A 22280-nucleotide genomic window follows, 5' to 3' on the forward strand; every position below is an offset into this window, starting at 1 on the left:
CCGGGACGAGTGCGATGACTGTGAGGCATCATGATGCCTCACAGTCATCGCACTCTTTGGTGCGTTTCTCTCCAGGCGTGGCACGCGGGGTTTGCGCGGTCAGACCGGCATGGTGCGGCGGCGGCGTTCGGCGCGCCACCACTTGTGGACGAGCACCAGGCTGGCGATCAGCCCGAGGCTGGCCGGGGCGGCGGCGTACCAGTTGACGTGGCCGGGCGAGCTGACCGCCGCGCCGATCGCCGCGTAGCCGAAGGCGGTCGGCGCGGACGCGATCACGCTGCCGGCCAGGAACGGCAGCACCCGTGCGCCGGTCGTGCCGTAGCCGTAGCTGACCAGCCCGAAGCCGGCGATCGGCAGCAGTCGGACGGTGACCACCCCGAGCACGCTCTGTCGGGCGAACCAGCCGTCGAGGCGGGCCAGGCGACCACGGACCCGTTCAGCCACGAAGTCCCGCCCGAGCAACCGACCGACCGTGAACCCGATCGCCGCGGCCACCAGCGCGGCGCCCAGCGCGTACGCGGCACCCTCCAGGGGGCCGAAGATCGCGCCGGCGGCGAGCGTGATGAAGGTCCGGGGTACCAGTGCGACAAGCAGCAGCGCGCCCCCGAGGATCGCCGCCACCGGGGCGAGGTCACCCAGTCGGTCGGCCAGCAGCGGTAGCTGCGCTGGATTCGGCCGGGGCACCAGGAGCAGCAGTAACCCGCAACCGCCGATCAGCAGCACGAGCAGGGCGAACCGGGCGGCCGACGGCTGCCGGAGCAGCCGCCGGACGGCACGGATCATGCCCGGGCGGCGGCCACTGCGGAGCGGCGCTCGTTGCGGAGTCGGTCCGACCAGGTGTCGTCCAACGGCGGGAGCTGGTGTGCTCCGGTGGCCCAGCGCAGCAGCAGGTCGGCCAGGGCCGGGTTGCGGGCCAGCGCCGGCCCGTGCGAGTAGGTGCCGAGTAGCTTGCCGCGCCACGCGCCCTCGGTGGCGCCGTCGTTGCCGACCCCGGCGGTGACCCGGGCCAGCGGGGAGACCTCCGGACCGAGTTGGGTGCGGCCGCCGTGGTTCTCGAAGCCGGTCAGCGGGGGCAGGCCCAGCCGGGGGTCGATCTCACCGGCCAGCTCGCCGACGGCCCGGCTCTCGCCCCGGTCGGACTTCAGGTCGAGCAGCTCCAGGCCGCGGCACTGCACGCCCTTGGCGAAGAAGGAGGTGCCGAGCAGCTGGTAGCCGGCGCAGACACCGAACACCACCGAACCCTGGGCGACCGCCCGGTGCAGACCACCGTCGGCGAGCAGCCGCTGGGCGCCCAGCGCCTGGGGACCGTCCTCGCCGCCGCCGACCAGGTAGATGTCGGCGGTCGCGGGCAGTTGCTGGTCGGAGCGGACCTCCACCACCTCGACCGGCATACCGCGCTGGCGGGCGCGGCGGGCGAGGATCAGGGCGTTGCCCCGGTCTCCGTACGTGGAGAGCAGGTCGGGGTAGATCCAGACGATGCGCAGGCTCTCAGATGACACGGTCCAACTCCGCTCGGATGTCCTGGAACGCGGTGTAGTTCGCGATGACCTCCAACCGGCCGGGCGGGACCGACCGGATGGCGTCGTCGAACGTGCGGACGTGCTGGAACGGCACGTCGTTGACGTCCAGTCGAACCGCCAGGTCGTATGCCCGGTCCCCGGTGATCAACACCTGCCGGCCACGGAGCGGGGCGAAGTCGACGTCGAAGAGCCAGGAGGTGTCCAGGCCGTCGGGGTCGCGCGCGTTGATGGAGAGCAGGGTCGGCGCGTCGTCGGCCATGTCGAAGGCCTCCAGCCAGCTGGCCGGGTTCTTGGCCAGCAGCAGCCGGATGTTGCGCCCCTCCTTGTCGACCTGCGCGTAGCGGCCGGCCACCGAGGTGACGATGCCGAGGCGGGACACCGCGTCGACCGGGCGGACGCCGAACTCGGCGGCCACCGCCAGCGCGGTCGCGGCGTTGCCGAGATTGACCTTGCCGGGCAGTTGCAGGGAGACCTTGTGCCAGGCGCCGGTGGGGTCGAGCACCCCTTCGTCCTCGACGACCCACTGCGGCTCCGGTCGGCGCAGTGGGCAGCCGGTGCACCACCACTGCTCGCCGGAGCGCTGGATCGTGGAGCCGCACTCCGGGCAGACCCAGGAGTCGTCGTGCCAGCGCTGGCCGGCACTGAACCACGTCACGTGCGGCGGGTTGATGCCGCGGGCGGGGTCGCCCGGCGGGGTAGCGGCCCACACCACCATCGGGTCGTCGGCGTTGGCGACCACCCGTACGTCGGTGTGCCGGACCAGCGCCGCGCGCCAGAGCTGCGCCATCATGGCGACCTCCTTGGCGCGGTCGAGCTGGTCGCGGGAGAGGTTCAGCAGCGCGACCACGTGCGGCTCGGTCGCCTCCAGCACCTGGGCGAGGTAGTGCTCGTCGACCTCCAGCACCGCGTACGGGGTGCTGCCGGCCTTGGCCAGGGCCGAGGTGTGCCCGCTGGGCATGTTGGCACCGAAGGAGTTGGTGGCGACCCGGCCGAGCACGCCGACTGCGGCGGAGGTCAACCGGGTGGTGGTGGTCTTGCCGTTGGTGCCGGAGACGAGCGCGATCGCACGCCCGGCCGACAGGTGGGCCAGCAGGTCCGGGTCGATCTTCAGGCCGATCCACCCGCCGATCACCGAACCGTCGCCACGGCCGGCCGCTCGGGAGAGCGCCGCGGCGGTCCGTGACACGGAGCTGGCCACCTTGGCCCGTAGGGGCATTTTCGCGTCCGTCACGCGAGCGAGGTTACCGGACCGCCGGGCCCGCCAGATCGCCGCCGACGGTGAACCGTTCGGCCGTGGCGGCTGTGCGGGTGGCCGGGCCGGCGTCATCCGGACGGAATCGATCTATGTCGGAAAGCGGACCACGCCGAGGGGTGGCCCTGGCCCTCCACTCCGCTCCACCCCTCGTGACGTGCGGTTTTGCCCTCGGATAGGCCGCGCCACGCGGGCGAATCTGGTTGCGGGTGGAGGGAAGTGGAGTAGAGTGGGGACCAATGGTGAGGCCGGGAGGGCTCACCGGCCCGGGGGGTCAGCGGCGCCGCGAACGCCGCTCAAGGGCGAGGGGGTTGGGCCGGTGTTTCTCGGCACCCACACTCCACGCCTGGACGAAAAGGGCCGGTTGATCCTTCCGGCCAAGTTCCGAGATGAGCTGGCGGGGGGTGTCGTGGTTACCAAAGGGCAGGAGCGCTGCCTCTACGTCTTCCCGACCCCTGAGTTCCAGCGGATCGCGGAGCAGTTGCGCGCACAGCCGATGACACACAAGGCGGCCCGGGCCTACAGCCGGGTCTTCTTCGCCAGCGCGCACGACGAGGTTCCGGACAAGCAGGGTCGGGTGACCATTCCGGCTCACCTGCGGGCGTACGCCGCGCTGGACCGCGAGTTGGTGGTGATCGGCGCGAGCACGCGGGTGGAGATCTGGGACAAGGTCGCCTGGGAGACCTACCTCGCCGAGAGCGAAGACGACTTCGCCGACATCGAGGAGGGGGTGCTGCCCGGCGGTCTGTAGGGCGGTAACGGCGCCCGACGTACTGCGAGATCTCCAGCCGCTTTCGAGTTCCTGGCATCACTTCCCCGGTGCCAGGCGCACGATCCAGTCATCGGGCGACGGTTCGGTGTCAGGCGGGAGCGGATGGGGATCTGGCGGTACGACGGCAGCGCCGTCCGACGACAGGCGCACGAGAAGAACGGACGTTTCAACCAGTGGGGGTCATCATGGGGGAGTTGCGCGGCACGCACGTGCCGGTGCTGCTCGAGCGGTGTCTCGAGCTACTGGCCCCCGCGCTGGGTCGAGGCGGACGGACGGTCCACGTCGACGCGACGCTCGGCCTGGCCGGGCACGCGGAGGCGGTGCTGGAGGCGCATCCGGAGACGGTCCTGATCGGGCTCGACCGGGACACCGAGGCGCTCGCTCACGCGCGGGTCCGACTGGCCCGGTTCGCCGATCGGGTGCACCTGGAGCACGCCGTCTACGACGAGTTGCCGGACGTGCTGGACCGGCTGGGCTATCCGGGCATCGACGGGATCCTGTTCGATCTGGGCGTCTCGTCGTTGCAGTTGGACGCGCCCGACCGCGGGTTCGCGTACGCCCAGGACGCGCCGCTGGACATGCGGATGGACCAGACCCGGGGGGTGACCGCCGAAGAGGTGGTCAACACCTATGCGCATCCGGACCTGGCCCGGGTGCTGCGGGTCTACGGCGAGGAGAAGTTCGCCGGTCGGATCGCCTCGGCGATCATCCGGCAGCGGGAGCGGGCCCGGATCACCTCGTCCGCGCTCTTGGCGGAGTTGGTTCGGGATTCCATTCCTGCTCCAGCCCGACGAACGGGTGGGCACCCGGCAAAGAGAACGTTTCAGGCTTTACGGATCGAGGTAAACAGAGAGCTGGCAGCGCTGGAGTCGGCGCTGCCGTCCGCACTCGACGCACTGACCGTGGGCGGTCGCATGGTGGTTCTGTCCTACCACTCGCTGGAGGACAGGCTCACCAAGGTGGCCCTCGCGGACCGGGTCCGCAGTAAGGGCCCGATCGACCTCCCGGTCGAGCTTCCCGGGTCCGGTCCGACGTTCCGGCTGCTCAGCCGGGGCGCCGAACTGCCTGGGGAGGCGGAGGTCGCCGCGAACCCGCGCGCCGCTTCGGTGCGGTTGCGGGCAGCGGAACGACTCGACCCGAACGCGACAGAGCTTGGGCGGACCGACCGCGAACGGTCTCGCCGACGGGTGAAGGGGATGCACCAACCGGGCCCGGGGTCCGCCTGATCCGTGGGGGGTCAGGGGCACCGGGACGGCAGAGGGACGGATGTTGAGGGGGAGGGGACATGAGCATTGACAAGCGCGACCGCCGGGACGTCACCGGCGGCGGCCAGCGCGCACCGCGGTCGGGGGGCCGGATCGCGGCGGAGCGGGCTCCGCGCCTCGGAAACGGTACGCCACGCATCGATCGAGTGAAGCAGCAGGGGGAGACTCGCGCCCGGGGGGCGCGCGAGTTCCCCACTCAGGGCACCGCCGCGCTGCGGCCGGTCGAGAAGGCCGGCAACGCGGCCAGCGCCCGCCCGCCTCGGCTGCGGGTGGCACCGCCACCGCCGGTGTCGGTACCGCGTGCGCCGTTCGCGGCGCTGGTCGTGGTGCTGGTGGTCGGCGGGGTGCTGGGCATCCTGGCGGTCAACACCAAGATCAACGAGAACGCGTTCCGGTTGGAGCGGCTGCAGCAGCAGCAGGCTCGACTGGACCTGGAGAAGCAGCAGCTGGACAAGCAGATCGCCGATGCCGAGGCGCCGGGCAACCTGACCGCCAACGCGCGGCGGCTGGGGCTGGTGGACGCTGGCGAGCCGGGCTACATCCGGCTGCCGGACGGCAAGACCCTCGAGGTGCCGCAGCCGGCGACCGGCCAGCCGTCGGTGACCAGCCAGGGTGCGGGAGGCTGACCAGTGCCACCAAGGTCGGACGAGCCGCGCCGGGACCCCACGGGGTCCCGGCGCGGTTCTTCGCGTGACGGCGGCTCCACCGATGGGGAGCCGCGCACCGGCGATCCGGGTATCGGGGGCATCTCCGGCGCCCGGGCGTACACCCCGAGGGGTCGGACGGTCCGCGAGGAGCGCGGCACGCCGACGCGCGGCGGGGGTGCCGAGCAACGGCGTACGCCGCGCAGCAACCGGTCCGGTGACCCGTTCCGGCCGGCGTTGCAGGTGCTCGACGGCGGCCGGGCCGCCGCCCGGGCCGGCCGCCGCGACGCTCCGGCCGCCGGACGCGGTCAGGTGGTGCGCACCGTCGCGCCGCGTACCCCCCGTGGCCCGGGTGGGGACGAGCCGGCGCCGCGTCGCCGGACCACGCCCCGCCCGCCGCGTCGCGCCGATCGCCCGGCGGCGCGGCGGCCGTCCCGTAAGCCACGACGCCCGCCGAAGCTGGCCGACTCGCGGCTGCGCCTGAGGCTGGGCACCGTGCTCGCCCTGATGCTCTTCGCCGCCATCGGGATCCGGCTGATCTTCCTCCAGGCCGTCGACGCTCCGGCGTACGCCGGGGGTGGCATCGCCGACCGACTCCGCACGGTCGAGCTACCGGCGCCGCGTGGCGCGATCTACGACAGCACCGGCGCGCCGCTGGCCCGCAGCGTCGAGGCACGGTACGTGTACGCCGACCCGACCGAGGTGAAGGACCCGCCCGGCGTCGCCAAGGCGCTCTCCCCGCTGCTCGGCGTCCCGGTGTCGAAGCTCCTCGAGCTGATGAAGCCCCGCAAGCTGGAGAACGGCAAGGAGTCCACGTTCGCCTACCTGGCGCGGGGGGTGGAGATCCCGACCGCCAAGCGGGTCGAGGCGCTGGATCTGCACGGCATCGGGGTGCACCGCGACGAGCGCCGTGAGGTGCCCGGCGGCGACCTGGCGGCCAACCTGATCGGCTTCACCAGCCAGGACATGGACGGGTTGGAGGGGCTGGAGGCCCGCTACGACGACCTGCTGGCCGGGCAGGACGGCAAGCGGGTGTACGAGGCTGGCCGCCGCGACCTCGACGCGCCGATCCCGGGCGGCTACAACCGGACCACACGCGCCAAGCCGGGCAGCTCGCTGGCCCTCACCATCGTCCGCGACCTACAGTTCCGGACGCAGCAGATCCTCAGCGCGGGCATGGCCCAGGCGCCCGGCGGCACCGCCGCCGCCGTGATCATCGAGATCCCCTCCGGTGCGGTGCTGGCCCAGGCCAGCCACCCCACCTACGACGCGGCGAAGCCGACGCCCAGCGACCCGGTCGCCCGGGAGGACGCCGCGACCAGCTTCGTGGTCGACCCCGGCTCGGTGCACAAGGCGATCACCTACGGCGCGGCGTTGCAGGAGGGCGTGATCACGCCGGACACCACCCTGCCCATCGCCAACAGCATCAAGATGGGCGACACCTGGTTCTCCGACACGCATCCCGCCGGGGGTAAGCGGATGAGTGTGCCGGGGATGCTGGCCTACTCGTCGAACGTCGGCACCATCACCATCGCCGAGCAGCTCGGCCCGGACCGGTTGATCGACTATCAGAAGCGGTTCGGTCTGGGGAAGCCCACCGGCGAGGGGATGCCAGGGGAGGCCAGCGGGCGACTGTTGCCGGCTGACGAGTGGAGTGGATCGTCGCACGGGTCGGTGCCGATCGGGCACAGCGTGGACGCCACGCCGCTGCAGATGGCCGCCGCGTACGCCGCCATCGCCAACAACGGCACGTATGTGCAGCCGCACCTGGTCAAGGAGGTGATCGGCCCGGACGGCAAGCGCACGCCCGCGCCGGCCCCGGTGACCCGGTCGGTGCTCAGCCCGCAGAACGCGGCGGCCCTGCGCACCATGCTGGAGGCGGTCACCACTGTCGACCACGCCACCGGCCTGGCCGCCGCGGTCCCCGGCTACCGGGTCGCCGGCAAGACCGGCACCGGTTGGCGGTTGGTCAACGGCAAGAAGCAGCCCGGCGAGGTGTCCTCCTTCATCGGTATGGCCCCCGCGGAGAATCCCCGATACGTGATCGCGGTCTTCGCGTACGCGCCCGAAGGTGGCGGCGCGGCGATCGCCGGGCCAGCCTTCCGGGACATGATGCAGTTCACGCTGCGTCACTATCGTGTACCTCCGTCGACCGGCGGATCCGCGCCCAAGTTCGTGGTCTATCCGCGCTGAGCAGCGATGGCGGGACATCATCGGTGAGTGCCGACGAACCACCGGGGCGGCTGTGCGGCCGGAACCGGACGACCGGGTAGGGTCTGACGCCGTGCCCGGCAATCCACGTCCACGTACCGTGACCGGAGTCCGGCTCGGTGATCTCGCCGTCCGACTCGCCGTCGACCTTCCGGCCGACGCCGCCGCGGTGGTCGTCACCGGGGCAACCCACGCCAGCCAGGAGGTTCGCCCTGGCGACCTGTACGCGGCGCTGCCTGGTGCCCGTCGGCACGGCGCGGAGTTCGCCGCCGCCGCCGCCGAGGCGGGTGCCGTGGCGCTGCTGACCGACCCGGCGGGAGCGGAGCTGGCCGCGCAGAGCGGTCTGCCCGCCCTGGTGGTGCCCGACCCGCGCGCCGTGCTCGGCGAGCTGTCCTCGGCCGTCTACGGCGACCCCACCGCCGGTCTGACCATGATCGGGGTGACCGGCACCGCCGGAAAGACCTCCACCGCGTACCTGGTCGAGTCGGGGCTGCGGGCCGCCGGCCACACCACCGGGTTGATCGGCACGGTGGAGACCCGGCTCGGTGACCTGGTGATCGACAGCGTGCGCACCACCCCCGAGGCGACCGACCTGCACGCCATGCTGGCCACCGCCCGCGAGCGGGGGGTCACGGCCGTGGTCATGGAGGTCTCCAGCCACGCGCTGGCCATGGGCCGGGTGGGTGGTGTGCGGTTCGCGGTCGGTGGTTACACCAACTTCGGCTCCGACCACCTGGACTTCCACGCTGACAGCGACGACTACTTCGCCGCGAAGGCCCAGCTCTTCGACGGCCGCTGCGCGGTCGAGGTGCTCAACCACGACGACCCGGCGTTGAAGCCGCTGCTCAAGCCGGCCACGGTCACCTACTCGGCGGCCGGTGACCAGGGCGCGACCTGGTGGGCCGACGAGGTGGGTGGCGAGGGGTACGCCCAGCGGTTCACCGCGCACGGCCCGAACGGCGTGGCCCTGGCCGCCGGGGTGGCGCTGCCCGGCCGGCACAACGTGGCCAACGCGCTGCTCGCCATCGCCGCGCTGGTCGGCGCCGGGGTGGACCCGGCGACGGCAGCGGCCGGCGTGGCCGCCTGCGGCGGCGTACCGGGCCGGCTGGAGTTGGTCGACGTGGCCGCGCCGGTGCGCGGGGTGGTCGACTACGCGCACAAGTCGGACGCGATCGTGGCCGCGCTGGCCGCGCTGCGCGAGCTGAGCGCCGGGCGGTTGATCTGTGTGATCGGCGCCGGTGGAGACCGGGATCGGGGCAAGCGGCCGGTGATGGGCGCCGCTGCGGCGGAGGGAGCCGACGTGGTGCTGGTGACCGACGACAACCCGCGTACCGAGGACCCGGGGGAGATCCGCGCCGAGGTGCTCGCCGGGGCGTACCGGGCCGGCACGGCCGCCCGGATCGTCGAGGTGGCGGGTCGCCGCGCCGCGATCGACGAGGCGGTTCGGCTGGCCGAGCCGGGCGACGTCATCGCGCTGCTCGGTAAGGGGCACGAGCGGGGCCAGGAGGTGGCGGGCGAGGTGTTTCCGTTCGACGACAAGGTCGAGCTGGCCGACGCGCTGCGGGCCCGCTTCGGAGACCTGGCGGGTCAGCGGTGATCGCGTTGAGCCTGGCCGAGGTGGCCGCGGCGGTCGACGGGCGGCTGGTGAACGCCGACCCGGCCGCCACCGTCACCGGTTCGGTGGAGTTCGACTCGCGCAAGGTGGGGCCCGGTTCGCTCTTCGTGGCCTTCCCCGGTGAGAAGGTCGACGGGCACGACTACGCGGCGACGGCGATCCAGGCCGGCGCGGTGGCGGTGCTCGGCAGCCGTGCGGTGCCCGGGGTGCCGATGGTGCTTGTCGACGACGCCCTGACCGCGATGGGCCGGCTGGCCCGCGCCGCGGTGGACCGGCTGCCCGGGCTGACCGTGATCGGCGTGACCGGCTCGTCGGGCAAGACCAGCACGAAGGACATGATCGGTCAGCTCACCGCCCGGCTGGGGGCCACGGTGGCGCCACCCGGCTCGTTCAACAACGAGTTGGGGCACCCGTACACCGCCTTGCTGGCTGATCCGGACACCCGTTACCTGGTGATGGAGAAGGGCTCGCGTGGGGTCGGGCACGTTCGCTACCTGTGCGAGCTGGTGCCGCCCCGGATCTCGGTGGTGCTCAACGTCGGCACCTCGCACATCGGCGAGTTCGGCTCGCAGGACACCATCGCCCTGGCCAAGGGTGAGCTGGTCGAGGCGCTGCCGGCGGACGGGCTGGCCGTGCTGAACGCCGACGACCCCCGGGTGGACGCGATGGCGAGTCGTACCGGGGCCCGGGTGGTCCGCTACGGCGAGGCGCCCGATGCCGACGTGCGCGCCGAGGACGTGACGCTCGACGAGCGGGGGCACGCGTCGTACACCCTGGTCACCCCGGAGGGGCGCGCGCCGGTGCGGCTCGGGCTCGCCGGCCGGCACCAGGTCTGGAACACGCTCGCCGCGGCGGCGGTCGCCCGGGAGTTGGGCATGCCGCTGGCCGAGCTGGCCACGGCCCTCGGCGAGCTGGGTCTGGTCTCGACTCGACGGATGGACGTCTTCGACCGCCCCGACGGGGTGACCGTCATCGACGACTCGTACAACGCCAACCCGGCCTCGATGGCGGTCGCGGTGCGGGCGCTGGCCAGCATGGGCCAGGGGCGGCGTACCGTCGCGGTGCTTGGTTACATGGCCGAGCTGGGCCCGTTCGAGTACGACGGCCATGCCGAGGTCGGCCGACTCGCGGCCGAGCTGGGTGTCGACCGGCTGCTCGTGGTGGGTGAGCCGGCCGCGCCGATCCACGAAGGCGCGACAGCTGTAGCAAACTGGGGAGGAGAGTCGGTGCTGCTCACCGATCAGGCGGCGGCCGTCGAGGTGCTGCGGAGCGAGCTAAGACCGGGTGACGTCGTCCTGGTCAAGGGTTCCCGGTACCGGACCTGGGAGGTGGCCGACGCCCTGCGCGCCGACGCCGCCGGGGAGCCCATCCGATGAGGGCGGTCATCGTCGCCATCGGGGTGGCCTTCCTCGTCTCGCTCTTCTGCACCCCGATTGCGATCAAGGTGTTCACCCGGCTCAAGGCCGGTCAGCCGATCCGATCCGACGGCCCCGCCATGCACCAGGGCAAGAAGGGCACGCCCACGATGGGCGGCGTGGTCTTCATCCTGGCCACGGTGATCGCCTACGTGGCCGGGCACCTGGCCCTGACCACCCTGCCGGACCAGCAGATCGCGCAGGTGGAGCCGACCATCACGGCGCTGGTGCTGCTGGGACTGATGGTCTTCTCCGGCGCGGTGGGTTTCCTCGACGACTTCCTCAAGGTGCGTAAGCGCAACAGCGCCGGGCTGAACAAGCGCGGCAAGTTGCTGGGCCAGATCCTGGTCGGTGCGGTCTTCGGGGTGATCGCCCTGTGGTTCCCGAGCACGATGACCGACTCGACGGGTAAGGCGACCAACACCGAGACGGTGGGCAGCACCACGCTGAGCTTCATCCGGGACATCGACTTCCTGGAGGTCAGCAAGGTCGGCGCGGTGATCATCTTCATCTTCGTGGTGATGGCCGCGACGAACGGCGTCAACCTCACCGACGGCCTGGACGGCCTGGCCACCGGCGCGTCGGTGATGGTGCTCGCCGCGTACGCGCTCATCGCGTTCTGGCAGTACCGGCACTGGTGCGCCGACCCGAGCTACACCCAGCCGTACTGCTACGAGGTCCGTGACCCGTTGGAGATCGCGCTGATAGCCGGGGCCGCGGCCGGGGCCTGTGTGGGCTTCCTCTGGTGGAACACGTCCCCGGCACGGATCTTCATGGGCGACACCGGGGCGTTGGGGCTGGGCGGCCTGATCGCCGGCATGGCGATGTCCACCCGCACCATCCTGCTGCTGCCGATCATCGGTGGGCTCTTCGTGATCATCACGATGTCCGTGGTGATCCAGATCATCTCCTTCAAGACCACCGGTAAACGGGTGTTCCGGATGTCTCCGCTACAGCACCACTTCGAGTTGGCCGGCTGGAGTGAGGTCAACATCGTGGTGCGCTTCTGGATCATCGCCGGCATCGGCGTGGCCATCGCCCTGGGTCTGTTCTACAGCGAGTTCCTCGCCAACATGACCTGATCCGCGGCAGCGACACGCCCGAGGTCTCGTTCTGGGGGTCTCGGGCGTGTGTAGCGGTGATGATGTCGGGGTGGGGGAGGACATCGGCACTGAGGGCAGGGCGGGCGGGCGAGCGCGACGGTCGCCGGGCGCGGCGGCGCGTACCGCGGAGGCGGTTGCGCCAGCTGACGACGCGCGGGGGCCGGAACCGGGTGCGGCGCCGCGTGAGGCGGAACCGGCACCGCCCGTGCCGCTGCGCGGGTTCGACGCGGCCGGCGGGCTCGCCGCGCTGCGCGGCCTGCTGGACCGGCCGCTGGCCAGCTACTACCTGTTGCTGTCCTGCGCCGGCCTGCTGCTGCTGATCGGGCTGACCATGGTCTTCTCGGCGACCAGCGTGAAGGACTACGCCGAGGACGGCAACGCCTCGGCCTCGGTGACCAAGCAGGCCATCTTCGCGGTGATCGGCATCGTCGCGTTCTGGGCCTGTCAACGCCTGCCCGCCAGCACCTACCGGTCGCTGGGCCGGCCGCTGCTGTTCACCTCGATCGCGCTGCTGCTGCTGCTCAACCTGCTGCTCGCGTACGCCCGGCTGACCGATCAGGACTCCGCCCGGATCGGCCCGATCGAGGCGCGGCTGCTCTGGCTGTTCATCGGCGGGATCCAGGTGCAGCCCTCCGAGCTGGCCAAGTTCGCACTGGTGCTGTGGGGCGCGCACCTGATCGCCCGCAAGGGCGCCGCGCTGGGCTGGTGGCGGGAGCTGGCCACGCCGCTCTTCCCGGTGATGGGCCTGCTCTTCGTCCTGGTCGGCTACAACGACGTGGGCACGATGCTCTGCCTGCTGGCCCTGGTGGTCGGCCTGCTCTGGGCCGCCGGCGTCCGGATGCGGGTCTTCGGCGCGCTGACGGTGCTCGGCCTGCTCGGCGTCGGTCTGCTCATCGCGGTGGCGTCGCTGGGCGCCGGCTCGGGCGAGCGCGGCGCGGACAACTACCGCCTGGCCCGCCTGACGCTGTTTCTCAACCCACCGCCGCCAGACGAGTGCGGCGACCCCTGCTACCAGTTCTACCAGGGGCGACTGGCCATCGAGCACGGCGGCTGGTTCGGTGTCGGGCTCGGCAAGGGCAGCCTGAAATGGGACTGGCTGCCCGAGGCGCACAACGACTTCATCTTCGCGGTCATCGCCGAGGAGCTGGGCGTGATCGGGTGCGTCGTGGTGCTCACCCTGTTCGCGGTCCTCGCGTACACCGGGTTCCGGATCGCCCGGCGGGTCGACGACCCGTTCCGTCGGCTCGCCGCCACCGCCGTGACCACCTGGCTGGTCAGCCAGGCCGTGATCAACATCGGTGGGGTGGTGGGGCTGCTGCCGATCACCGGCCTGCCGCTGCCGTTCATCTCCGACGGCGGAAGTGCCCTGGTGGTGACGTTGGCCGGCATCGGCATGCTGGCGTCCTTCGCCCGCGCTGAACCCGATGCGGCCAGAGCACTGCATGCCCGTCCGCCGGCCCGGTGGGTCCGACTACTCTGGGCCCCGTTGCCGCCGCTTCCCGGCCGGCGTCGCCGACCGGCGACGCCGCCCGCTGGCCGAGGGTCCGTGCCCCGGTCCCGCGAGCGGCGCCATGACGATCAGGCCGCGCCGCGCGGGGTCCGACAGGACCACAGCCGCAGGGGTACGGCGAGCGAGAGGAGACGCTGATGGGTCCGCTGCGTTCGGTGGTGCTCGCGGGAGGTGGCACCGGGGGGCACGTCTACCCGCTGCTCGCCTTCGCCGACTGCCTGCGCCGACACGACCCGGGCGTCCGGATCACCTGCCTCGGCACACCACGGGGCATGGAGAACGACCTGATCCCGCCGAAGGGCTACGACCTGCGGCAGATCCCGGCGTACCAGCTGCCCCGGTCGGTCAACATGAACCTGGTCCGTACCCCGGGCCGGATGTGGACCGCGGCACGCGCCGCGGGCAAGGTGATCGACGAGGTGCGCGCCGACGTGGTCGTCGGCTTCGGCGGGTACGTCTCGGTGCCGGCCTACCTGGCCGCGTGGCGACGCGAGCTGCCCATGGTGATCCACGAGGTGAACGTGCCACCGGGCGTGGCCAACAAGCTGGGCATGAAGTTCACCAAGAACGTGGCCGTCGGCTTCCCGAACCAGCCGAGCCAGGCCGAGTCGCTGCGGGACGCCACGGTCGTCGGCGTACCGCTGCGCCGCAGCATCACCGCTCTGGACCGGCACGCGCAGCGCAACGCCGCCCGCGCCCACTTCGGTCTCCGCCCGGATCTGCCGGTGCTCTTCGTCTCCGGCGGCTCGTCCGGCGCTCGCTCGATCAACCTGGCGGTCTCCGGGGCGGCCAAGGAGCTGGCCCGCAACGGCGTGCAGGTGCTGCACGTGATGGGCGCCCGCAACGAGCCGGTGCCGATCCCCACCGACCTGCCGGTGCCGTACGTGACGTTGCCGTACCTGTCCGAGATGGAGCTGGGCTACGCCGCCGCCGACCTGATGCTGGCCCGGGGCGGGGCGATGACCGTCGCCGAGGTGGCCGCGATCGGGCTGCCCACGATCTACGTGCCGTACCCGCACAGCAACCAGGAGCAGCGGCGCAACGCGCTGCCCGTGGTGGAGGCCGGCGGCGGGCTGCTCGTCGACGACGCGGAGCTCACCCCGGACTGGTTGGAGCGCACCGTCATCCCCCTCATCCGCGATCCACAGCGGCTGTACACGATGGGCGCCGCCGCCGGGGCGTACGGCCGGCGCGACGGCGACGAGGCGCTGCGCTCCTTCGTGCTGGCGGCGGTGGCCCGATGACCGCGCAGTTCACCCCGGCCGGCACGCTCACCGCCGAGGACCTGGGCGCCGTCCACCTGATCGGCGTGGGCGGGGTGGGCATGCTCGGCGTGGCCCGGCTGCTGCTCACCCGCGGCATCCGGGTCTCCGGCAGCGACCTGCGGGAGTGGCCCTCGCTGGCGGGCCTGCGGGCGCTCGGCGGCACCATCCACCTCAGCCACGAGGCGAGCAATCTCGACGGGGTGGACACCGTCGTCTACTCGTCGGCCATCCCACAGGACCACCTGGAGCTGGTCGAGGCGCGTCGGCGTGGCCTGCGGGTGCTGCACCGCTCGGAGGCTCTCGCGGCGGCGATGACCGGCCGCCGGGCGGTGGCCGTCGCCGGCACGCACGGCAAGACCACCACCACCTCGATGGTGACGATGGTGCTCCAGCAGGCCGGTGTGGACCCGTCCTTCGTGATCGGCGGGGAGATCTCCGAGGTCGGCTCGGGCGCCCACCACGGCACCGGCGAGCACTTCGTGGTCGAGGCGGACGAGAGCGACCGCTCGTTCCTCATCTACCGCCCGTACGTCTCGATCATCACGAACGTCGAGGCGGACCACCTGAACACCTACGGCGACTACGCGACGCTGGAGGCGGCGTTCGTGGAGTTCGCCCGCCTCACCGACCCGGACGGGTTCATCATCACCTGCGCCGACGACCCGGGCGGTCGGCGGCTGGCCGAGAGCCTGCGGTCCGAGGGTCGGCGGGTGTTCACCTACGGCGAGGCCGCCGACGCCGACCTGCGGTTGACCGACATGGTCTCCTCGGCGCGCGGCGTGCGCTACCTGGCCGCGATCGACGGCCGGTCGCTGGGCGAGTTCCGGCTGCCGGTGCCGGGACGGCACATGGGGCTCAACAGCGCCGCCGCGGTGCTGGCCACGTACCTGCTGCAACTGCCGCTGGAGGCGGCGGAGGCCGCGCTGGCGGTCTTCCCCGGTGTGCGACGGCGCTTCGAGCGCAAGGGCGTCGCGGACGGCGTGCTGGTCTACGACGAGTACGCCTACCACCCGACCTCGATGACGTTGGCGATGCAGACGCTGCGGGAGGTGGCCGGGGATGGCCGCCTGATCGTCGTCTTCCAGCCGTACCGGCTGTACCGCACCCGCGACAACCAGGCGGAGATCGCCGAGGCGCTGGCCATCGCCGACGAGGTGGTGCTGTTGGAGGTCTTCGGCCCGGGTGAGTTGCGTCAGCCCGGCGAGGGCTCGGCGGCGCTGATCGCGGCGGTGGAGCTGCCCGCCGAGCGCAAGGTCTTCGTGGAGTCGTGGGAGGAGGCCCCGGTCGAGGTGGCCCGACGGGCCCGCTCGGGGGACGTGGTCGTCACCATGGGCGCCCCGCCGATCTCGCTGATGGGTGACGAGCTGCTTGCCGCTCTGGGTGAGCGTACGGCCGGCTCCGCTGCGACCGCGACCGTCGACCCGGTGGCCAGCACCCCGGCGATCGGTGGTCCGGTGCCGGGCGGGGCCACCTCCGGCGGCGACGGCGCGGCGCTCGGTGGCACCGCCGTGCCCGGCGGCTCGGCGCCCACGGCCGGATGAGTCCCGGCCCGGCCCGAGGGCGGACCAGCGCCGCCGACGGTGGCGCCCCGCGTCGGGGCCCGGCCCGGCGGTGGCAGCTGGTCCGGGCCAGCCGCGACGCGGTGCCGCCCTCGACCCGCCGGTTCATGGCCCGTGCCCGGCAGCGTCGCATGCGTGCGGCGCTGCCGTGGGCGGTGGCCGCCGGGGTGCTCGCCCTGGCCGGGCTGGTCGCCTGGACGGTGCTCGGCACCGGGCTGTTCGGCGTGCGGGAGGTCCGCGTGGAGGGCACCGACCTGGTCACTCCGGTGCAGGTGCACGACGCCGTCGGAGTGCCGGACGGGGTGCCGCTGGCCCGGGTGGACCTGGCTGCCGCCGCCCGTCGGGTCGGCGCGCTGCCGGCGGTGGAGCGGGCCACGGTCTCCCGGGACTGGCCCGGCGCGCTTGTGGTGCGGGTGACCGAACGGACCCCGGTGGCAGTGGTGCCGCAGGGGGAGGCGTTCGCCCTGATCGACAAGAGCGGGGTGGCGTTCCAGACGGTGCAGCGACGCCCCGCCGAGCTTCCGCAGGTGACGGTGGCCCGGCCGGCCGCCGACGACCCTGGCACCCGGGCCGCGCTGGAGGTGCTCGTCGCACTGACGCCGCAGCTGCGCGCGGAGCTGGTGGACGTGAGCGTGCAGGGATTGGCCCGGATCAGTCTGCGGTTGCGCGGCGACCGGACAGTGGTGTGGGGCGACGCGACCCGGGGTACGGACAAGGCTCGGGTGGCCACCGCGCTGCTCGACGAGAAGACCGACCGGATCGACGTGAGCGCGCCGGACGTGGTGACCTTTCGTTGACCGGTGAGCGTGCGCGGACGTGACCAGTCGCGCTCCGCTCGGCGACACGCCGTCCGGGTCCTTGGCTCATTGGGCAGTGGCGCTTACGTTGCCCCGAAGAGGTTCAGTGGTTGACATAACTGTAAGCCTCTAGTAGAGGGTTAGGGTTCACCCCTGATTCTCGCTGGTGACAGCTGTCGTCGGCCGCTGGTCTGGCCACGCCGTACCCGGTCGGCCGAAGCCAATCTCGAAGGAAAGGACCGGAGATGACACCTCCGCACAACTATCTGGCGGTCATCAAGGTCGTCGGCATCGGGGGTGGCGGCGTCAACGCCGTCAACCGGATGATCGAGGTTGGGCTCAAGGGCGTCGAGTTCATCGCGATCAACACCGATGCGCAGGCGCTGCTGATGAGCGACGCCGACGTCAAGCTCGACGTCGGCCGGGAGCTGACCCGTGGCCTGGGGGCCGGGGCCAACCCGGACGTCGGCAAGAACGCCGCCGAGGACCACCGCGACGAGATCGAGGAGGTGCTCAAGGGCGCCGACATGGTCTTCGTGACCTGTGGCGAGGGCGGCGGCACCGGCACCGGTGGCGCGCCGGTGGTGGCCAACATCGCCCGCAAGCTCGGCGCGTTGACCATCGGCGTGGTGACCCGGCCGTTCTCGTTCGAGGGCAAGCGCCGCCAGGTGCAGGCCGAGTCGGGAATAGACGAACTTCGCAACCAGTGCGACACGCTGATCGTGATTCCGAACGACCGGCTGCTGGCCCTGGGTGACCGCAACATCAGCATGATGGACGCGTTCCGCACGGCCGACCAGGTGCTGCTCTCGGGTGTGCAGGGCATCACCGACCTGATCACCACCCCGGGTCTGATCAACCTGGACTTCGCCGACGTCAAGAGCGTGATGAGTGGCGCCGGCAGCGCGTTGATGGGCATCGGCAGCGCCCGTGGCGAGAACCGCGCGGTCGAGGCGGCCGAGGCGGCCATCTCCAGCCCGCTGCTTGAGCAGAGCATGGACGGCGCGCGCGGCGTGCTGCTCTCCATCGCCGGCGGCTCCGACCTGGGCCTGTTCGAGATCAACGATGCCGCCCAGCTGGTCACCGACGCGGCCCACCCGGACGCCAACATCATCTTCGGTGCGGTCATCGATGACGCGCTCGGCGACGAGGTGCGGGTGACTGTCATCGCGGCGGGCTTCGACGGCGGCACACCCGCGTACAAGGCGGCCGAGCCGTCCCGCAAGACCAACACCAACCAGCCGGCGCCGCAGAGCACTCCGGTGCCGGCTCCGATCACCAACCCGGCTCCGGCCCAGTCGCCGCGTCGCGTGCTCTTCGACGACGTGGACGTGCCCGACTTCCTCAAGAACGGGTCCTGAGCACCGCCGATGACCGACAGCTCAGCCACGGTACGACCGGATCGGCGCGCCGAACTCGCGGCCGGTCTGGCCCAGGTTCGGTCCCGGATCGATGACGCCTGCGCGCAGGCCGGCCGGGACCGTGCCGAGGTCACGATGATCGCGGTGACGAAGACCTACCCGGCCAGCGACGTGCTGGCGCTGGCCGGGCTCGGGGTGACCGACATGGGGGAGAACCGCGACCAGGAGGCAGCCGGCAAGGCCGCCGAGGTGGCTGCGGCCGGGGTGAGTCCCCGCTGGCACTTCATCGGCCAGTTGCAGCGCAACAAGGCCCGCTCGGTGGTCCGTTACGCCGACGTGGTGCACTCCGTCGACAGTGTCCGGCTGGCGCGGGCGTTGGCGACCGCGACGGTCGACCGGCCGACGCCGCTCGACGTCCTGATCCAGGTGAGCATCGACGGCGACGCGGCCCGGGGTGGAGCGCTGCCCGATTCGGCGGATCCGGGCGCCGGGCTGGAGCCGGTGGCCGAGTCGGTGGCCGACGCGCCAGGGCTGCGCCTGGTCGGTCTCATGGCGGTTGCTCCGCTGGGGTGGGAGCCGGAGCGGGCGTTCACCCGACTCGCGGAGGTCGCCGAGACGTTTCGGGCGGTCCATCCGGGAGCGACAGCGTTGTCCGCTGGAATGAGCGGAGATTTCGACATCGCGATCCGTTACGGCGCGACACATGTCCGCGTCGGTAGCGCGTTGCTCGGAATGCGTCCCACGCTGCGGTAGCCTGACCGCGAGACAAGCAAATTACATCAGTGTTGTTTTAGGAGCGGGCGTCTCCTGGTCGGGGGTCGTGGCGCGCGACGCGAATCGCGCGCCGGGGGATTGCCGTTCCGGTCCGGTGGGCATGGTTGTCCACTCGCGACGGGCGACATGGCACGGGGGCGCGTGCCGCACGGCGGACGGAAGGGCGCGGGATGGGTGCACTGCGCAAGGCGGGGGTCTGGCTCGGTCTGGTCGAAGAAGACGACGAGCGGGCCTACGACGACGGTGGCTACGACAAGGGTGGCTACCGCGACTCGCGTTACCGGCAGAGCCGGTACGCCGAGGAGTTCGCCGACGAGGATGAGGACGACACCGAGGAGCCGCCGGCTCCCCGGCCGCGCGAGACTGGGCGGGGTCGACTCTCCGAGCGGGCGAGCGGGCGGTTGAGCGAGTCCGAGCGCGGTGACAATGAGCGTCCGGAGCGGGTCGAGCGGTCCAGCGTACGGTCGATCACCCGGTCGTCGGCGGGCGAGACCTCCGGCGCGCTGACCTACCACACGCGGGACAATCTGGCCCTCGCGCCGCAGGTCACGTCGCGTGAGCGGGCCCTGCCCGAGGAGGAGCAGCGCTACCAGATCACGACGTTGCACCCCACCACCTACCGGGAGGCGCGCACCATCGGTGAGCACTTCCGCGACGGGGTTCCGGTGATCATCAATCTCACCGAGATGGATGAGGCCGATGCTCGTCGTCTGGTGGACTTCGCCGCCGGGCTCGCGTTCGGTCTGCGCGGTACGATCGAGCGCGTGACCAATCGGGTGTTCCTGCTCTCACCGGCTAATGTCCAGGTCACCGCTGAGGACAAGGCCAAGATCGCTGAGGGCGGTTTTTTCAGTCTGAGTTGACCCCGCCCGACCCGAGGGACGTCGCTGACCGTGTTGTCGATCTTACTGCAAGTGTTGTACCTGATCCTTTATGTCTTCCTGCTCCTTCTTCTGTCCCGGTTCGTGTTGAGCGCCGTCCTGCAGTACGGCCGGCGCTGGCAACCGGGGCGTGGAGCAGCGGCAGGATTAGAATCCGTGTGGAGCGTCACTGATCCCCCTCTCAACGCGTTGAGGCGTGTGATCCCTCCGCTGCGAATTGGTACCGTGAGCATCGACCTGGCCTCCCTTGTGCTCCTGGTTATCCTGTTCGTGCTGATGGAGTTCGTGTTAGGGCCGTCGATCAGGGCATCTGCCTGATGACCGACGCGCTTTCGCGGCCGCAACTGACCCGAGGAGTTTCGATGCCGCTGACCCCGGCCGACGTCCACAACGTCGCCTTCAAAAAGCCGCCGATCGGCAAGCGGGGGTATGACGAGGAGGAGGTCGACGCCTTCCTTGATGAGGTCGAGCGCGAGCTCGCCCGTCTCATCGAGGAGAACAACGAGCTGCGCGCCCAGGTGGAGCGCGGCGGCCGTGGCGGTGCCCCCGCGGGCCCCGGCGGCGACGCCCGCCTGGCGGCGGAGCTCAACGACGTCAAGGCCCAACTGGACCGGGTGCAGCGCGACAAGTCGGCCGCCGAGCAGGCTGCCCGCGCGATGCAGGCCGAGCTGGAGCAGGTCCGCGCGACCGGCGGCCCGGCCGGCGGCGTCACCGGCGACGGTGAGCAGCAGGCCCTGCGCGTGCTGATGATGGCCCAGCGCACCGCCGACGACCACGTGTCGGACGCGCGCCGCGAGGCCGACCAGCTGCTCTCCGAGGCCCGCAGCAAGGCCGAGGAGGTGACCCGGGAGGCGCGCGCGAAGGCCGACGCCCTCGAGCGGGACGCCCGCCAGCGGCACCAGGAGGCCATGGGCGGCCTGGACGCCAAGCGCACGGCGCTGCAGAAGCACATCGAGGAGCTCAAGCAGTTCGAGCGCGAGTACCGCACCCGGCTCAAGGCATACCTGGAGAGCCAGCTGCGTGACCTCGACGGTCGTGGCCAGGGCCTCGAAGCCGAGATGACTCGCTCCGAAGCCAGCCGGGTCGCCGGCGGCAACGGGCTGGCCGCGGCGGGTCTCGCCGGGTCGTACGGCGGCGGGCGCTCCGGCGCTCTCGAAGCCGGACGCTGAGCACCGGCCGGCGATCGCTGTCCGCCAATGGTGACGGTCGCCGGCCCTGCCTGGACGGTACGAAGCGGCGGGGGTGAGCCGTGATAGTCGCAAGCCTGCTGCTCATCCTCGTCGCGGTGGTGCTGCTGGTGCTCGGCCTGGCCGGTGGCTCCAGCTTCCTCTTGGTCATCTCCATCGCAGCCAGTTTGCTAGCCGCCGTGGCGTTGGTGGTGGGTGCCCGTCAGGCAGCCGCCAACCGCGCCACGGCGGATCCCGGCCGGACCGACCGCCGGCACCCCGACGCGCCCCGCACGGCCAGCCAGGCCACGCCGGGAGCCGCGTACGGGCCGCCGCTGGTCGAGCCGGAGGTGCCGGTCCAGCACGTGCCCACGACGGTTGGCAGCGGCGGCACTGGGTGGCGGCAACCACCCGAGCCGCCGGTCGACCATGGGCTGTCGGTCGACAATTCTCCGCCGAGCGACCGTGCGCCGGTCGACGATGCGCCGCCGTTCGTGGTCCCGGCCGACGTGGCGTCCTCGCGGGCCCGGCCCGTCAGCCCGGCGTCGTCGTTCCAGGGCTCGACCGACGACGTGTTCGACCCTGCGGCCCCGGCCGTCGACGAGCCGGCCGAGCAGCAGGTCACGGCCGCCGAGGCGGCCCGGGTGGCGCGACTGCTCGACGCCGTTGAGGTCGTGGACGGCCGCCCCCGCTACCACCTCGACAGTTGCCCGCACCTCATCGGCTGGCAGCCCGAGACGTTGCCGGTCGCCGAGGCCGTGGAACTCGGCTTCACTCCGTGCGCGCACTGCGCGCCAGCGACCGTTCTCCTCGCCGACGCCCGGCCGATCTGAAGCGGCGCCGGTGCCCGCTCAGGACACGCTCATCGTGGCGGTACGGGTGAAGCCCGGCGCCTCCCGGGATCGGGTGGGTGGCCGCTTCGACGGTCCGCACGGGTCCGCTCTCGTGATCGCGGTCCACGACCCGGCCGTCGATGGTCGGGCCACCGAGGCGGCCCGACGGGCGCTCGCCGGCGCGTTGGGCGTCCGACCGGCAGCGGTGTCACTGCGTACCGGCGCGGCCAGCCGGGACAAGCTCTTCCTCGTCGATCGGCCCGGCCCGGAGTTGCCCGAGGTGCTGCGCCAGCTGCGCGACGGAGCCGCCGAGTGAGGACAGCCCAGGCCAGGCAGC

The 22280-nt window shown here is 71.9% G+C and carries 20 protein-coding genes and 1 pseudogene; 18 read left to right on the forward strand and 3 right to left on the reverse strand.

What is annotated here, in order from left to right; translation table 11 throughout:
- Positions 1-99: 99 nt before the first annotated feature.
- The 3 genes from IF46_RS0115020 to IF46_RS0115030 are packed head-to-tail and all read right to left on the reverse strand — an operon-like array spanning position 100 to position 2736.
- Complete coding sequence (locus tag IF46_RS0115020) at positions 100-783, reverse strand: TVP38/TMEM64 family protein (RefSeq protein WP_030488955.1); 684 nt, start codon at positions 781-783, stop codon at positions 100-102.
- The gene (locus IF46_RS0115025; RefSeq protein ID WP_030488956.1) at positions 780-1499 is read right to left on the reverse strand and encodes a type 1 glutamine amidotransferase; all 720 of its coding nucleotides are present in this window, start codon (positions 1497-1499) and stop codon (positions 780-782) included. Before IF46_RS0115025 ends, IF46_RS0115020 begins: the two co-directional genes overlap by 4 nt.
- Positions 1489-2736, reverse strand: a complete 1248-nt coding sequence (locus IF46_RS0115030; RefSeq protein WP_030488957.1) for a MurT ligase domain-containing protein — start codon at positions 2734-2736, stop codon at positions 1489-1491. The genes IF46_RS0115025 and IF46_RS0115030 overlap by 11 nt, the downstream gene beginning before the upstream one ends.
- A gap of 355 nt (positions 2737-3091) precedes the next feature.
- Here IF46_RS0115030 and mraZ point away from each other — a divergent pair, with 355 nt between their 5' ends.
- From mraZ to IF46_RS0115120, 18 genes and pseudogenes are all read left to right on the forward strand, one after another.
- Entirely contained in the window at positions 3092-3523 is a 432-nt protein-coding gene (gene mraZ / locus IF46_RS0115035; RefSeq protein ID WP_030488958.1) for a division/cell wall cluster transcriptional repressor MraZ, read from the forward strand.
- A gap of 206 nt (positions 3524-3729) precedes the next feature.
- A pseudogene (gene rsmH / locus IF46_RS32550) lies at positions 3730-4767 on the forward strand (16S rRNA (cytosine(1402)-N(4))-methyltransferase RsmH); the annotation flags it as partial.
- 62 nt (positions 4768-4829) lie between these two features.
- Complete coding sequence (locus IF46_RS0115045) at positions 4830-5435, forward strand: hypothetical protein (protein ID WP_030488959.1); 606 nt, start codon at positions 4830-4832, stop codon at positions 5433-5435.
- A gap of 3 nt (positions 5436-5438) precedes the next feature.
- A complete protein-coding gene (locus tag IF46_RS0115050; protein ID WP_030488960.1) occupies positions 5439-7646 on the forward strand; it encodes a peptidoglycan D,D-transpeptidase FtsI family protein in 2208 nt (735 codons plus the stop codon).
- 52 nt (positions 7647-7698) lie between these two features.
- Positions 7699-9261: a UDP-N-acetylmuramoyl-L-alanyl-D-glutamate--2,6-diaminopimelate ligase gene (locus tag IF46_RS0115055; protein ID WP_030488961.1), complete on the forward strand. Its 1563-nt coding sequence runs from the start codon at positions 7699-7701 to the stop codon at positions 9259-9261.
- Entirely contained in the window at positions 9258-10655 is a 1398-nt protein-coding gene (locus tag IF46_RS0115060) for a UDP-N-acetylmuramoyl-tripeptide--D-alanyl-D-alanine ligase (protein ID WP_030488962.1), read from the forward strand. Before IF46_RS0115055 ends, IF46_RS0115060 begins: the two co-directional genes overlap by 4 nt.
- Positions 10652-11776, forward strand: a complete 1125-nt coding sequence (gene mraY, locus IF46_RS0115065) for a phospho-N-acetylmuramoyl-pentapeptide-transferase (protein ID WP_030488963.1) — start codon at positions 10652-10654, stop codon at positions 11774-11776. Before IF46_RS0115060 ends, mraY begins: the two co-directional genes overlap by 4 nt.
- Before the next feature lie 226 nt (positions 11777-12002).
- On the forward strand, positions 12003-13445 hold the full coding sequence (locus IF46_RS0115070) for an FtsW/RodA/SpoVE family cell cycle protein (RefSeq protein ID WP_030488964.1): 1443 nt from the start codon (positions 12003-12005) through the stop codon (positions 13443-13445).
- The gene (gene murG / locus IF46_RS0115075; protein WP_030488965.1) at positions 13445-14551 is read left to right on the forward strand and encodes an undecaprenyldiphospho-muramoylpentapeptide beta-N-acetylglucosaminyltransferase; all 1107 of its coding nucleotides are present in this window, start codon (positions 13445-13447) and stop codon (positions 14549-14551) included. The genes IF46_RS0115070 and murG overlap by 1 nt, the downstream gene beginning before the upstream one ends.
- Positions 14548-16113, forward strand: a complete 1566-nt coding sequence (murC, locus tag IF46_RS0115080) for a UDP-N-acetylmuramate--L-alanine ligase (RefSeq protein ID WP_030488966.1) — start codon at positions 14548-14550, stop codon at positions 16111-16113. Before murG ends, murC begins: the two co-directional genes overlap by 4 nt.
- Positions 16110-16928, forward strand: a complete 819-nt coding sequence (locus tag IF46_RS0115085; RefSeq protein ID WP_030488967.1) for a cell division protein FtsQ/DivIB — start codon at positions 16110-16112, stop codon at positions 16926-16928. The genes murC and IF46_RS0115085 overlap by 4 nt, the downstream gene beginning before the upstream one ends.
- A gap of 245 nt (positions 16929-17173) precedes the next feature.
- On the forward strand, positions 17174-18289 hold the full coding sequence (gene ftsZ / locus IF46_RS0115090; RefSeq protein ID WP_030488968.1) for a cell division protein FtsZ: 1116 nt from the start codon (positions 17174-17176) through the stop codon (positions 18287-18289).
- 9 nt (positions 18290-18298) lie between these two features.
- Entirely contained in the window at positions 18299-19042 is a 744-nt protein-coding gene (locus IF46_RS0115095) for a YggS family pyridoxal phosphate-dependent enzyme (protein WP_030488969.1), read from the forward strand.
- A 191-nt stretch (positions 19043-19233) separates the two neighbouring features.
- Positions 19234-19926: a cell division protein SepF gene (locus tag IF46_RS0115100; protein WP_030488970.1), complete on the forward strand. Its 693-nt coding sequence runs from the start codon at positions 19234-19236 to the stop codon at positions 19924-19926.
- 30 nt (positions 19927-19956) lie between these two features.
- Positions 19957-20262 carry a YggT family protein gene (locus IF46_RS0115105; protein WP_030488971.1) on the forward strand — a complete coding sequence of 102 codons (306 nt, stop codon included), beginning with the start codon at positions 19957-19959 and terminating at the stop codon, positions 20260-20262.
- Positions 20263-20306: 44 nt separating this feature from the next.
- Entirely contained in the window at positions 20307-21113 is an 807-nt protein-coding gene (locus tag IF46_RS0115110; protein ID WP_036392245.1) for a DivIVA domain-containing protein, read from the forward strand.
- A gap of 80 nt (positions 21114-21193) precedes the next feature.
- A complete protein-coding gene (locus tag IF46_RS0115115) occupies positions 21194-21943 on the forward strand; it encodes a hypothetical protein (protein ID WP_030488973.1) in 750 nt (249 codons plus the stop codon).
- A gap of 10 nt (positions 21944-21953) precedes the next feature.
- Positions 21954-22259 (forward strand): DUF167 domain-containing protein, encoded by a 306-nt coding sequence (locus IF46_RS0115120; protein ID WP_030488974.1) that lies wholly within the window; start codon positions 21954-21956, stop codon positions 22257-22259.
- Positions 22260-22280: the final 21 nt, after the last annotated feature.

The sequence above is a fragment of the Micromonospora chokoriensis genome (assembly GCF_000718555.1).
Lineage (GTDB): Bacteria > Actinomycetota > Actinomycetes > Mycobacteriales > Micromonosporaceae > Micromonospora > Micromonospora chokoriensis_B.